Origin of the sequence: Rhodoferax sp. BAB1, assembly GCF_013334205.1 — a bacterium.
GTDB lineage: Bacteria > Pseudomonadota > Gammaproteobacteria > Burkholderiales > Burkholderiaceae_C > Hylemonella.
In genome coordinates, this window is record NZ_CP054424.1 from 3,566,376 (window position 1) to 3,579,768 (window position 13,393).

Below are 13,393 nucleotides of genomic sequence, written 5' to 3' on the forward strand. Positions count from 1 at the left end.
CCGCCTCCCGGAGGCACAATCAAGGTCATGTTTTTGCAGCCCAGGCTGCGCAGGAGTGTGGGTCATGATGAAAATGCTCAAGCAATTACCGCTGTACGCCGTGATCGGCGCCATGGCACTGGGCGGCTGCTCCGTGGTGGCCGAGGCCCCGGGGGCCAGCGGGCCAGGACGTGACAGGGACCGCTACGAGCGGCGCGACGACCGCCGGGATGACCAGCGTGAAAGCCGGCGCGACGACAAGCATGACCGTCGCGACGACCGCAGGGACGACCGGCGCGATGACAGGCGCGACGATCGCCGCGGCGGCTCGAACGTGCAGATCCAGATCGGTGGCTATTTTGGCGATCGCCAGCGCAGCTCGGTCTACGAGGCTTATGGCCAACCGTCGCGTGCCAACTGCCCGCCCGGCCTGGCCAAGAAGGGCAACGGCTGCCAGCCGCCCGGCCAGGCCAAGAAGTGGAAGATGGGCCAGCCCCTGCCGCGTGACATCGGCTACCGCCCGGTCGAGGCCGACATCCGCGTGCGCCTGGGCACGCCGCCGGCCGGCCATGAGTTCGTGCGCGTGGCGCAGGACATCCTGCTGATCGCAGTGGGCACCAGCATCGTCATCGACGCCATCGAAGACCTGCAGCGCTAGCCGCCGCCGGCCCCTACAGCAGGGGTCGCAGATAACGCCCCGTGTGGCTGGCCGGGTTCGCGGCCAGTTCCTCGGGCGTGCCCACCCCCACCACGGTGCCGCCGCCGGCGCCGCCTTCGGGTCCCATGTCGATCAGCCAGTCGGCCGTCTTGATGACGTCCAGGTTGTGTTCGATCACGACGATGGTGTTGCCCGCGTCGCGCAGCTGGTGCAGCACTTTGAGCAGCAGGTCGATGTCGGCAAAGTGCAGGCCGGTGGTCGGCTCGTCCAGGATGTAGAGCGTGCGGCCGGTGTCGCGCTTGGAGAGTTCCAGCGCCAGCTTGACGCGCTGCGCCTCGCCGCCCGACAGTGTGGTGGCCGACTGACCCAGCTTCACGTAACTCAGGCCCACGTCCAGCAGGGTCTGCAGCTTGCGGGCAATGGCCGGCACGGCCTTGAAGAAGGCGTAGGCCGCTTCCACCGTCAGGTCCAGCACCTGGGCGATGTTCTTGCCCTTGTACATGACCTCCAGCGTCTCGCGGTTGTAGCGCGCACCGTGGCAGACGTCGCAGGGCACATAGACATCGGGCAGGAAGTGCATCTCCACCTTGACCATGCCGTCGCCCTGACAGGCCTCGCAACGGCCGCCGGCCACGTTGAAACTGAAACGCCCCGGGCCGTAACCGCGCTCGCGCGCCATCGGCACCTCGGCCATGAGATCACGGATGGCCGTGAACAGGCCGGTATAGGTGGCCGGGTTGGAGCGCGGTGTGCGGCCGATGGGCGACTGGTCGACGTTGATGACCTTGTCGAAATGCTCGATGCCCTCGATCTCCCTGACGGGGGCCGGCTCGTCGTGCGCGCGGTAGAGCTGGCGCGCCACCGCCTTGTACAGCGTGTCGTTGACCAGGGTCGACTTGCCCGAGCCCGAGACCCCGGTGACGCAGGTGAGCAGGCCCACGGGTACGTCCACCGTGACGTCCTTCAGGTTGTTGCCGCTGGCGCCGATGATCTGCAGGCGCTGCAAGTCGGCCCGGTCCTCGCTCTTGCGTGCCGGCTGCGCCCCGACATCGGCGCGCTCGGGCAGCCAGGGCGTGCGGCGGGTGGGCACCGCGATACGCAGTGTGCCCGCCAGGTACTGGCCCGTCAGCGAATCCGCATGGGCCTTGACCTCTTCATACGTGCCCTGGGCCACCACGCGGCCACCATGCACGCCCGCGCCAGGCCCCATGTCGATCAGGTGGTCGGCCGCGCGCATCATGTCCTCGTCGTGCTCCACCACCAGCACGCTGTTGCCGATGTCGCGCAAATGGCGCAGGGTCTCGATCAGGCGGTCGTTGTCGCGCTGGTGCAGGCCGATGCTGGGCTCGTCCAGCACGTACATCACGCCGGTCAGGCCACTGCCGATCTGGCTGGCCAGGCGGATGCGCTGGGCCTCGCCGCCCGACAGCGTCTCGGCGCTGCGGTCCAGGCTCAGGTAGTTCAGGCCCACATCGTTGAGGAACTTCAGGCGCAACCGGATCTCGCGCACCACCTTGTCGGCGATGCCGGCCTTGGCGCCGTGCAGCTGCAGCTGCTCGAAATAATCGAAACACTCGCGCAGCGTCAGGTGGCTGACCTCGAAGATGGCGCGTGCCTGCTCGCCCTCGCCCAGCTTCACGTGCCGCGCTTCGGCTCGCAGCCGGGTGCCGGCACAGGCCGGGCAGGGCTGGGTGCCGCGCAGGCGGGCCAGGTCCTCGCGCACCAGGGCCGAGTCGGTCTCGCGGTAGCGCCGCGTCATATTGGGGATGATGCCCTCGAAGGGGTGGGTCTTGCTGACCTTGCGGCCCTTGGAGGCGCCCGAGTCCATCACGTAGCTGAACTTGATCTCGTCCTCGCCCGAGCCGTGCAGGATGACCTGCTGGATCTCCGGCGGCAGCTCCTCGAAGGGGTCTTCCAGCTTGAACTTGTAGTGTTTGGCCAGGCTCTCCAGCATGGCGAAGTAATAGGCGTTGCGCCGGTCCCAGCCCTTGATGGCGCCACCGGCCAGGCTCAAGGACGGAAAGGCCACCACCCGCGCCGGGTCGAAGAACTCCTGCTGGCCGATGCCGTCACACGTGGGGCAGGCGCCCTGCGGCGAGTTGAAGGAGAACAGGCGCGGCTCCAGCTCGCTGATCGAGTAGTGGCACAGCGGGCAGGCGTAACGCGCGTTGAACAGGTGTTCGGTGTTGGCGTCGGTCTCCAGCGCAATCGCGCGGCCCTGGGCTATGCGCAGCGCAGCTTCGAAGCTCTCGGCCAGGCGCTGGCGCAGCGCGGCGTGTTCGGGTTCGCCGGGGTCGCGCACCTTGAGGCGGTCGATCACCACGTCGATGTCGTGTTTTTCGGTCTTCTTGAGCGTGGGCAGCTCGTCGAAGTTGAGGGCCTGGCCGTCGATGCGAAAGCGCACATAACCCTGGGACTGCATGGTCTCGAAGACTTCGCCGAACTCGCCTTTTTTCTGTCGCGCCAGCGGCGCCAGGATCATCAGGCGCGTGTCGGCGGGCAGGGCCAGCACGGCGTCCACCATCTGGCTCACCGTCTGCGCCTGCAGCGGCAGGCCGTGCTCGGGGCAGTGCGGTGTGCCGGCGCGCGCGTAAAGCAGGCGCAGGTAGTCGTGGATCTCGGTCACCGTGCCCACGGTGGAGCGCGGGTTGTGGCTGGTGGCCTTCTGCTCGATGCTGATGGCGGGCGACAGGCCTTCGATCAGGTCTACGTCGGGCTTGTCCATCAGCTGCAGGAACTGGCGCGCGTAGGTCGAGAGGCTTTCCACGTAACGGCGCTGGCCCTCGGCGTACAGGGTGTCGAAGGCCAGGCTGGACTTGCCCGAGCCCGAGAGGCCCGTGATCACAACCAGCTGGTTGCGCGGGATGTCCAGGTCGATGTTCTTGAGGTTGTGCGTGCGCGCCCCGCGGATGTGCATGGCCTGCTGCTGCAGGGCGCGGGCCAGGTAGCGCCCCTGGCCTTCTTCGGCATGGACGGGGGGCGGAGGCCTTCAGGGGTGGAGTTCAAGGGCGGCCTATGGGCAAAACCATCCATGATAGAGAATTCCTGAAGCTAAAACACCCCGCCTCCCGGATCGGGGACAATACAGCTCTTGCCCGCCCCTGCGCGGGCCTTCTCTATTCCGGTGCCCGCTTTCCCCGTGTCCTCTTCAGTCGCTACCTCCGCCGCCAGCCCTGACGCCTACGCCATGACCGCGCACGAGCGGCGTGCCAGCGCTTCCCTGGCCGCCATCTTCGCCCTGCGCATGCTGGGCCTCTTCCTGGTGCTGCCGGTGTTCGCGCTGGAAGCCGCCCGTTACCCCGGCGGCGACGACCCGGTGCTCATCGGCCTGGCCATGGGCATCTACGGCCTGACCCAGGGTCTGTTGCAGATCCCCTTCGGCATGGCCTCGGACCGCCTGGGGCGCAAGCGCGTCATCATTGCCGGCCTGCTGGTTTTTGCCCTGGGCAGTTTCGTGGCGGCCCTGGCCGGCAGCCTGACCTGGCTCATCATCGGCCGCTCCCTGCAGGGCGCCGGCGCCGTTTCGGCCGCTGTCACCGCCCTGCTGGCCGACCAGACCCGTGACGAGGTGCGCACCAAGGCCATGGCCCTGGTGGGTGCCAGCATCGGCCTGATGTTCGCGCTTTCCCTGGTCTTGGCCCCGCTGCTCGTGACCTATATCGGCCTGGCCGGCCTGTTCGCGCTGACGGGTTCGCTGGCCCTGGCCGGCGTGGCCGTGGTGATCTGGTGGGTGCCTGCCGAGCCCCTGCAGCACAAGAACCAGCCGCGCGGCAAGCTCTCCGAGGTGCTCAGGCACGCCGGCCTGCTGCGCCTGGATGCGGGTGTCTTCATCCTGCACGCCGTGCAGCTGGCCATGTGGGTGGCCATCCCCGCCTTGCTGGTGCAGGCCGGCCTGCCCCCGGCGCAGCACTGGTGGGTCTACCTGCCGGCCGTGCTGGCCTCTTTTTTTGTCATGGGCGCCACCCTGTTCCCGCTGGAGCGCCGCGGTTACCTGCGTGCCGTTTTCCTGGGCTCCATTGCGCTGATCGCCCTGGTGCAGCTGGGCCTGCTGTGGGCGGCGGATGCGCCGCACATCGCCTGGCTGGCCTTCATGCTTTTCCTGTTCTTCTGCGGCTTCAACGTGCTCGAAGCCAGCCAGCCCAGCCTGGCCTCGCGCGTGGCCCCGCCCCATGCGCGCGGCGCGGCCCTGGGGGTCTACAACACCCTGCAGTCCCTGGGTTTCTTCGCCGGCGGCGCGGCCGGCGGCTGGCTGGTCAAGACCCAGGGCGTGCCGACGCTTTTCATCGCCTGTGCGGTCGGCATGGGCCTGTGGCTGCTGCTGGCCTGGCCCATGGCGGCGCCTGGCCGCAAAGCGCCATAATCACCCCAATATCTGGAGGAATTTCCCATGGCATCCGTCAACAAAGTCATCCTGGTCGGCAACTGCGGCCGCGACCCCGAAATCCGTTACCTGCCCTCGGGCCAGGCCGTGGCCAACGTCAGCGTGGCCACCTCCAGCCGCCGCAAGGACAAGAACTCGGGCGAGATGATCGAGGACACCCAGTGGCACCGTGTCACCTTCTATGACCGCCTGGCCGAGATCGCCGGCGAATACCTGAAGAAAGGCCGCCCGGTTTACGTCGAAGGCCGCATCAAATACGGCAAGTTCACCAACAAGGATGGTGTTGAGCAGAACACCTGCGACATCATCGCCACCGAAATGCAGCTGCTCGGCGGCCGTGAAGGCTCGGGCGGTCCGGACGAAGACGGTGGTGGCGCCCCGCGTCGCAGCGCTCCCCCGGCCTCGCGCCCGGCTCCCAGCGCCGCTCCGCGCCAGCAGGCCCCGGCCAAATCGGCCAGCGGCTTCGAGGACATGGACGACGACATTCCGTTCTGACCTTTTCTGCCTCAGGCAGAAGCGCAAGAGCCCCGTTGACCGGGGCTCTTTGCTTTTTGGCAGAGGGTGGCGGTGGGCGAAGTTCAGGCCAGCGTGTACGCCGTCTTCACCGTGGTGTAGAACTCCTGCGCGTAGCGCCCCTGTTCGCGCGGGCCGTAGCTGCTGCCCTTGCTGCCACCGAAGGGCACGTGGTAGTCCACCCCCGCCGTGGGCAGGTTGACCATGACCATGCCGGCCTGGGCGTGGCGCTTGAAGTGGGTGGCGTGCTGGAGGCTGGTGGTGGCGATGCCGGCCGACAGGCCGAACTCGCTGTCGTTGGCCACGGCCAGGGCTTCCTCGTAGTCCTGCACGCGGATCACGCTGGCCACGGGGCCGAAGACCTCCTCGCGGTTGATGCGCATGGCCGGCGTGGTGTTGGTGAGCAGGGCGGGGCGCATGAAATAACCCTCGTGGCCGCTGCTGGTGTGGCAAGTGATGCGTTGGCCACCCGCGGCCAGGCTTGCGCCTTCGGCCTGCGCGATCTCGACGTAGCGCAGGTCCTGCGCCAGTTGCTGCTCCGAGACCACCGGACCGATGTCGGTGCCTGCTGCCAAGGCATCACCGATCTTGAGCGTGGCCAGGCGCGCCTGCAGCGCGGCGATGTACTTCGGGTAGATGCCTGCGGTCACGATCAGCCGGCTCGAGGCCGTGCAGCGCTGGCCGGTGGAGAAAAAGGCCGACTGCACGCTGAGCTCCACCGCCTGTTTCAGGTCGGCGTCGTCCAGGATCACCTGCGGGTTCTTGCCGCCCATCTCCAGCTGCACCTTCTTGTGCGCCTGCACGCAGGCTTCGGCGATACGCCGGCCCACACCGACCGAGCCGGTGAAGCTCACGGCGTTCACGCCCGGGTGCCGGACGATGGCCTCGCCGATCACGCTGCCCTGGCCCATCACCAGGTTGAACACGCCGGTCGGGATGCCGCTGCGGCTGATGATGTCGGCCAGGGCCCAGGCGCTGCCCGGTACCAGGTCGGCCGGCTTGAGCACCACGCAGTTGCCGAAAGCCAGGGCCGGGGCGATCTTCCAGGCGGGAATCGCAATGGGGAAATTCCAGGGGGTGATCAGGCCCACCACGCCGATGGGTTCGCGCGTGATCTCGACACCAACACCCGGGCGCACCGAGGGCAGGGTCTCTCCGGCCAGGCGCAGGCATTCACCGGCGAAGAACTTGAAGATGTGGCCCGCGCGCGTGGCCTCGCCTATGCCTTCGGGGCGGGTCTTGCCCTCTTCGCGTGAGAGCAGGGTGCCCAGCTCTTCGCGTCGCGCGAGGATTTCGGAGCCGATGCGGTCCAGCGCGTCGAAACGGGCCTGGATGCCGCTGGTGGACCAGGCGGGGAAGGCGGCCTGTGCCGCGGCCACAGCGGCGTCCACCGCCGCGGCGTCGCCCAGTGCGTAGTGCCCCACCACGTCAGCGAGGTTCGAGGGGTTGATATTGGGCGCAGCAGAGCTGCCGGCGAGCCACTCGCCGGCGATGTAGTTGGCGTGAATCATTTCAGCGAGCCCAGCGCAGCACCAGCGGGTCCAGGCGTTTGGCCGCATCCAGCAGGCCGGCGCGCACCTCGGGGTGCATAGCAGGGAAAGGGTGGCGGCCCGCCTCGCAGGCGATCACACCACCGGCTTTCATCAGCGCCTTGGCGGTCAGGATGCCGCCCTGGCGGTTCTCGGCGTTGATCAGCGGCAGCCACTTGGCGTAGGCCGTCACCGCAGCCTCGCGGTCGCCGACCAGGTAGGGGTCGATGATGGTGCGTATGCCGTCGGGGTAGGCGCCGCCCGTCATGGCGCCGGTGGCGCCAGCGTCCAGGTCGGCCAGCAGGGTGATGGCCTCTTCGCCGTCCCAGGGGCCTTCGATGGCCTCACCGCCCAGGCGGATCAGCTCGCGCAGCTTCGCTGCAGCGCCCGCAGTCTCGATCTTGAAGTAGGCCAGGTGTTCGATCTCCCTGGCCATGCGGGCCAGGAAAGCCGGTGACAGCACCGTGCCGCTGGCCGGCGCATCCTGCACCATGATGGGAATGTCGATGGCATCCGACACCCGCGCATAGAACTCGTAGATCTGCGGTTCGGGCACGCGGAAGGTGGCGCCGTGATACGGCGGCATGATCATCACCATGGCGGCGCCCTGCTCCTGCGCGCGGCGGCTGCGTGCGGCGCAGACGGCCGTGCCGTAGTGGGTGGTGGTGACGATCACCGGCACCCGGCCCGCCACATGCTCCAGCACCACGCGTGTGATGACTTCACGTTCCTCGTCCGAGAGCGAGAACTGCTCTGAGAAGTTGGCCAGTAAACACAGGCCGTTGGAGCCGGCAGCGATCATGAAGTCGACACAACGCTTCTGGCTTTCCAGGTCCAGCGTGCCGTCTTCATGGAAGGTGGTGGGCACCACCGGAAATACGCCCTGGTAACGACGCTGCATGGCGATCACTCGGTGATGTGGAACTGGTCGAGGTAATCGCGTTTGAGCGTCAGGCCCAGGCCGGGCACGTCGTCGCGCAGGTCCAGGAAACCATTCTCGGCGATGGGCTCGCCGTCGAAGATGTACCAGAACAGCTCGTTGCCGACTTCCACGTCGAAGATGGGGAAGTACTCGGCCATGGGCGAGGCCAGGGTGCTCATGGTCAGGTGGTAGTTGTGCATCTGGCCGGCGTGCGGGATCACCGGCACGCTGTAGGCCTCGCACAGGGCGTTGATCTTGTGCGCAGCCGTGATGCCGCCCACGCGGTTGGTGTCGTACTGCACCACACTCACCGCCTTCTTGTCGAGCAGCTGCTTGAAACCGTAGAGCGAGAACTCGTGTTCACCGCCCGAGATCGGGATGCTGGTGAGCTGGTTGAGTTCGGCGTAACCGTCGATGTCGTCGGCGATCACGGGTTCTTCCAGCCAGCGCGGCTCGAACTTCTCCAGCTTCGGCAGGATGCGCTTGGCGTACTCCAGGTTCCAGCCCATATAGCACTCGAGCATCAGGTCGTTCTCGTAACCGATCACCTCGCGCACGGCTTCCACCGACTTGAGGTTCTCCGTTACGCCCTGCTGGCCGTGTGCCGGGCCGTAACCGAAGCGCATCTTGAAGGCTTTGAAACCCTGGTCCTTGAACTGCTGGGCCTCGGCTTGCATGGCCTTGAGGTCGGTGCGGTAGAGCTTGCTGTAGTAGCAGGGGATCTTTTCCTTGGTGCGCCCGCCCAGCAGCTTGAACACCGGCTTGTTCACGCTCTTGCCCAGGATGTCCCAGATGGCCAGGTCCACCGCCGAGATGGCGGCCATGGTCACGCCCTTGCGGCCCCAGGCGTGGGTGGCGCGGTACATGCGCTGCCACAGGTATTCGTAGTCCCAGGGGTCCTGGCCCAGGACCAGGGGTGTCAGGTACTCGTCGATGATGGCCTTGGCGATCTTGGGGGCCAGGGCCACATTGCCCAGGCCGATGATGCCGTCGTCGGTCTCCACTTCCACCACCGTCCAGGAATGGAAACGGAAGGTGCTCATGGTCTCGGCCTTGGAGTACAGCAGGTCCATGGCGTTGGAGCAGAAGTTGCCCTGGGGCGGAACGGTCTTGCCCTTCCATTCGAAGACACGGGCGCGGACGGATTTGATTTTCATTAACGGACTTTCAGGAAGACAGGCTTGCCGCACCCATGCGGCAGGCGATGAGGAAGGCTTGCTCGGTGGCGCTGACATTCGCGCGGCCCTGGCCGGCGATGTCGTAGGCCGTGCCGTGTGCGGGGGTGGTGATGGGGATGGGCAGGCCGCCCTGCACCGTCACGCCCTTGGAGAAACCCATGAGCTTGATCGCGATCTGACCCTGGTCGTGGTACATGGTGACGATGGCGTCGACCTCACCGTCGCGCGCCTTCAGGAAGATGGTGTCGGCCGGGTAGGGGCCGGTCACGGCCACGCCCTCGGCGTTCAGCGCACGCACGGCCGGTTCGATGATGTCTATCTCTTCCCGCCCGCAGGTGCCGCCGTCCCCGCCGTGCGGGTTGAAGGCGGCCACCGCCACGCGGGGCCGGGCCGTGCCTGCGGCCTGCAGGGATCGGTAGATCAGGCGCGTGGCCTGCTGGATGCGTTCCACGCTCAGGTAGCTGGCCGCGTCCTTGAGCGGGATGTGCGAGGACACGCGTGCAGTCCACAGGCCGTTCAGGGTGTTGAACTCGCAGAAGTAGCCTTGCACGTCCAGGTACTCGGCGAAGTGGTGCAGCTCGTCCTCGTGCTGGAGTCCGCCCATCTTCATGGCCTGCTTGTTCAGCGGGGCGAAGCAGATGGCGTCCACCGCGCCGGCGCGCGCGGCGTCCATGCAGCGGTTGAGCACCTGCAGCACCGAACGGCCCCCGGCCGCGCTCACCTGGCCCACCATCACGTCGCGGCGCTGCACCGTGTCCATGGCCACGAATGCGGCTTGCTCGGTGTTGGCGCGGCCCCGTGCCTGTTCAAGTGACGCCAGCGGCGTGGTGGCCACCTGCACCCCCGCCATTTGCTGGCCCCAGGCCCAGAGCCAGGGGTCACCCACCAGCACCACGTTGGCGCGACTGGTGGTGTCGGGTTGGGCCAGCAGGCGGGCGATCAGTTCAGGGCCGATGCCGGCGGGGTCGCCCAGGGTCAGCGCGATGACGGGAAGGGGGGAGCGCATATCAGGTTCGTTCAGTCCAGCTTGATGTTCTTCTTGCGGATCAGGTCGCCGTAGCGCTGGTTCTCGGCGTCGTGAAAGGCCTTGAACTGCGCGGGGGTCATGGGGGTCAGGTCGGCGCCGATGGCGGACAGGCGCGTCTGTGTCTCGGGCATGGCGATGACCTTGTTGACCTCGGCGTTCACGCGCTCGATCACGGCCTTGGGCGTGGAGGCCGGCATGTAGATGCCGTACCAGGCACTCATCTCCACACCTTTGACGCCGGCCTCGGCCATGGTGGGCACCTCGGGCAGCTGCGGGTTGCGTTTGGTCGCGGCCACGGCCAGCGGCTTGATCTTGCCGCTGCGGATATGGCCGATCACCGAAGGCATGGTGTCGAAGCTGATCTGCACCTGGCCCGAGATCAGGTCCAGCAGCGCGGGGCTGCTGCCGCGGTAGGGCACGTGGGTGATGAAGGTGCCGGTCACATCCTTGAACAGCTCGGCCGCGATGTGTTGCGTGCTGCCGGCGCCGCTGGTGGCGTAGTTGAGGTGGCCGGGCTGGCTCTTGGCCAGCTTGACCAGTTCGCCCACATTGGCCGCCGGCAGCGCGGGGTTGGCCACCAGCACATTGGGCACCGAGCCGACGAAGGCCACGGGCACCAGATCCTTGTTGTTGTCGTAACCCAGCTTGAGCAGGTGCGGCGCGATCGCGTGCGCGGTGGACACACCCATGACCAGGGTGTGGCCGTCGGTGGACTTGGCGGTGAAGTCGGCCGCCAGGGTGTTGGAGGCGCCGGGTTTGTTCTCCACGACCACGGGCTGCTTGAGCAGCGGCCCCAGCCGGTCGGCGACCGCACGGGCCATGGCGTCGGTGCCGCCGCCCGGCGAGGACCCGACCATGATGCGTAGCGGGCGACTCGGCCATTCCTGCGCCTGCACGGCGCCACAGGCGGCCAGGATCGCCATGGCGATCGTTGTGGTCAGAGTCTTCATGGTTTTGTCTCCAAAGTGGTTTGAGGAAGTCCCGAAAACCGATGGTAGGGATGCCATCTGTTGCCGTAAACTGAAAGCTATTGATCGATCGATAACCTGAGGTAATCAGCATGGGCTCCATCGACCGCCAGGACAGCACGCCGCAGCTGCTCAACCGGCTGCGCATGCGGCAGATTGCGCTGATGCTCGCTATCGACGACCTGCGCACCCTGCGCGCTGCGGCCGACCAGCTCGGGCTGACCCAGCCGGCCGCCACCAAGATGCTCAAGGAGCTGGAAGGCGCCCTGGGCCAGCCCCTGTTCGAGCGCGTGGGGCGCGGCCTGCGGCTCAATGCGGCGGGCGAGCGGGTGACCGGCTATTTCCGCAGCATCCGCGGCAGCATGGAGGCGCTGAACCGCGAGCTGGGGGAGGTGCGCCAGGGCCGGGCCGGCAAGTTCGCGGTGGGCAGCATCATGGCCGCCTCACCGGGGCGCCTCACCGAGGCGCTGCTCGGGCTCAAGGAACTGTTTCCCCTGCTGACCATCGAGATCGCGGTCGACACCAGCGACCGCCTGATGCAGCAGCTGAGCGAAGGGGTGCTCGAAGTGGTGGTCGGCCGGCGGGTGGGCAACCCCGGCATCGAATGCCGCTTCACCGCCATCGAGGACGAACGCCTGTCCGTGGTGGTCGGCAACGAGCACCCGCTGGCTCGCAAGCGGCGTCTGGCTTTCGAGGCGCTGCTGGACTACCCCTGGGTGCTGCAGCCGGCCGGCAGCCCCCTGCGAGATCTGATCGAGCGCGAATTCCGCGATCACCAGGCCGCCTTGCCCCGGGGACTGATCGAGACCGGCTCCATCCTCACCACCATCAACCTGATCCGGCGCTCGCAGATGGTGGCGGTCATCCCCGAGGCCGTGGCCCAGCGTGACGCCGAGCACGGCATCCTGCACATCCTGCCCTACCGCCTGGGCCAGAGCCTGGCCGCCTACGGCAGCCTGGTCAGCAAGGACCGCCCGCTGAGCAAGCCGGCCGAGCATTTTCTGGAGCTGCTGCACCGGAAAAAGCCGCCCTGAGGTGGGGTGGCCGGCCCGCGGGGTGTCCGGGGCCGGGAGGCAAGCGGCCTGTCGCCCCCGCAGGCTGGCTGGTGGGGGGTTGTACTCCTGGGGGTATATTGATATACTACCGCCAGTATATGGAGCATCGCATGAAATTGATCCACACCTTCGCCTTTGTCGTTTCCCTGGCCGTGCTGGCCGGTGCCCCCGCCCTGGTGCGCGCGCAGGGTGGAGTGGTGGTGCCTACCGTGCAGATCGGCGCCCGCCCGGTGTCCACCGGCTACGAGATCGACGGCGTGATCGAGCCGGTCAAGCAGAGTGTCATCTCGGCCCAGGCCTCCGGCCGCATCGTCAAGCTGCTGGTCAAGATGGGCGACCGCGTCAAGGCGGGCCAGTTGCTGGCCACCATCGACGATCAGGAAAGCTCGGTCGGTGTGCAACGCAGCGCCGCCCAGGTGGCCCAGAGCGAGGCCGAGCTGCGCAACGCCCAGGCCCATTACGAGCGCACGCGCAACCTGCAAAGCCAGGGCTTCGTGAGCCAAGCTGCGCTGGACGTGGCCGAAACCCAGTACAAGGCCGCCCAGGCCGGCAAGGCCCAGGCCTCGGCCGGGGCGCGCGCCTCGGCCCTGTCGCAGGGTTACACCCGCGTCACGGCGCCCTATGACGGCTGGGTGCTGCAGACGCACGCCGAAGCCGGCGACCTGGCCGTGCCGGGCAAACCCATCGTGACGGTCTACGCCCCCCTGCCCCTGCGCGCCGTGGTGCAGGTGCCGGCCTCGCTGGCCGACAGCACCCGCGCGGCCAGGGAGGTGCTGGTGCAGCTGGGCGCAGCCAACGGCGACAGCCAGTGGGTGGCGCCCATCAAGCGCAGCGCCATGCCGGCGGCCGATCCGGTCTCGCAGACCGTGGTCTGGCGCCTGGACCTGTCGAGCCAGGCGGCGCAGAATCTGCTGCCGGGCCAGCAGGTGCGTGTGCGTTTTGTCGGTGGCCAGGCCAATCGCACCGTGGTGCCGGCCGGCGCCGTGCTGCGCCGTGGCGAATTGACCGCTGTGTATGTGGCTACTGCGCGCGGTTTCGTGCTGCGTGCCGTGCGCCTGGGTGCCGACCATGGCGCCGAGGGTGTGGAAATCGTGGCCGGCCTGGCCGCCGGTGAGCGTGTGGCGCTGGACCCGGTCAAGGCCGGTCTGGCCGGTGCCGTCGCCGCCCAACCGTGAGAACCGCC

11 protein-coding genes are annotated in these 13,393 nt (G+C 67.6%); 5 read left to right on the forward strand and 6 right to left on the reverse strand.

The window, feature by feature from the left end:
- Positions 1 to 64: 64 nt before the first annotated feature.
- Positions 65 to 637, forward strand: a complete 573-nt coding sequence (locus HTY51_RS17280; protein ID WP_254606923.1) for an RcnB family protein — start codon at positions 65 to 67, stop codon at positions 635 to 637.
- A gap of 13 nt (positions 638 to 650) precedes the next feature.
- On the opposite strand, the gene uvrA is transcribed toward HTY51_RS17280, so the two are convergent.
- Entirely contained in the window at positions 651 to 3,554 is a 2,904-nt protein-coding gene (gene uvrA / locus HTY51_RS17285) for an excinuclease ABC subunit UvrA (protein WP_174253887.1), read from the reverse strand.
- A 270-nt stretch (positions 3,555 to 3,824) separates the two neighbouring features.
- Here uvrA and HTY51_RS17290 point away from each other — a divergent pair, with 270 nt between their 5' ends.
- Together HTY51_RS17290 and ssb are read left to right on the forward strand one after the other, a co-directional pair.
- Positions 3,825 to 4,997: an MFS transporter gene (locus tag HTY51_RS17290; RefSeq protein ID WP_174253888.1), complete on the forward strand. Its 1,173-nt coding sequence runs from the start codon at positions 3,825 to 3,827 to the stop codon at positions 4,995 to 4,997.
- A gap of 27 nt (positions 4,998 to 5,024) precedes the next feature.
- Entirely contained in the window at positions 5,025 to 5,513 is a 489-nt protein-coding gene (gene ssb, locus HTY51_RS17295) for a single-stranded DNA-binding protein (protein WP_174253889.1), read from the forward strand.
- An 83-nt stretch (positions 5,514 to 5,596) separates the two neighbouring features.
- Here the strand turns inward: ssb and HTY51_RS17300 are convergent, their stop codons facing one another.
- Genes HTY51_RS17300 through HTY51_RS17320 form a run of 5 tightly spaced genes read right to left on the reverse strand, consistent with a single transcriptional unit; the run spans position 5,597 to position 11,137 of the window.
- On the reverse strand, positions 5,597 to 7,042 hold the full coding sequence (locus HTY51_RS17300; RefSeq protein ID WP_174253890.1) for an aldehyde dehydrogenase family protein: 1,446 nt from the start codon (positions 7,040 to 7,042) through the stop codon (positions 5,597 to 5,599).
- 1 nt (position 7,043) lies between these two features.
- Positions 7,044 to 7,961 carry a dihydrodipicolinate synthase family protein gene (locus HTY51_RS17305; protein WP_174253891.1) on the reverse strand — a complete coding sequence of 306 codons (918 nt, stop codon included), beginning with the start codon at positions 7,959 to 7,961 and terminating at the stop codon, positions 7,044 to 7,046.
- 5 nt (positions 7,962 to 7,966) lie between these two features.
- On the reverse strand, positions 7,967 to 9,139 hold the full coding sequence (locus HTY51_RS17310) for an L-rhamnonate dehydratase (RefSeq protein WP_174253892.1): 1,173 nt from the start codon (positions 9,137 to 9,139) through the stop codon (positions 7,967 to 7,969).
- Positions 9,140 to 9,149: 10 nt separating this feature from the next.
- On the reverse strand, positions 9,150 to 10,166 hold the full coding sequence (locus HTY51_RS17315) for a 4-hydroxythreonine-4-phosphate dehydrogenase PdxA (RefSeq protein ID WP_174253893.1): 1,017 nt from the start codon (positions 10,164 to 10,166) through the stop codon (positions 9,150 to 9,152).
- Between the two features lie 11 nt (positions 10,167 to 10,177).
- Entirely contained in the window at positions 10,178 to 11,137 is a 960-nt protein-coding gene (locus HTY51_RS17320; RefSeq protein WP_174253894.1) for a tripartite tricarboxylate transporter substrate binding protein, read from the reverse strand.
- A gap of 110 nt (positions 11,138 to 11,247) precedes the next feature.
- Here HTY51_RS17320 and HTY51_RS17325 point away from each other — a divergent pair, with 110 nt between their 5' ends.
- Both HTY51_RS17325 and HTY51_RS17330 read left to right on the forward strand, forming a co-directional pair.
- Positions 11,248 to 12,189 carry a LysR family transcriptional regulator gene (locus HTY51_RS17325; protein WP_174253895.1) on the forward strand — a complete coding sequence of 314 codons (942 nt, stop codon included), beginning with the start codon at positions 11,248 to 11,250 and terminating at the stop codon, positions 12,187 to 12,189.
- Between the two features lie 131 nt (positions 12,190 to 12,320).
- Positions 12,321 to 13,385: an efflux RND transporter periplasmic adaptor subunit gene (locus tag HTY51_RS17330; RefSeq protein ID WP_174253896.1), complete on the forward strand. Its 1,065-nt coding sequence runs from the start codon at positions 12,321 to 12,323 to the stop codon at positions 13,383 to 13,385.
- The last annotated feature ends 8 nt before the right edge of the window (positions 13,386 to 13,393 follow it).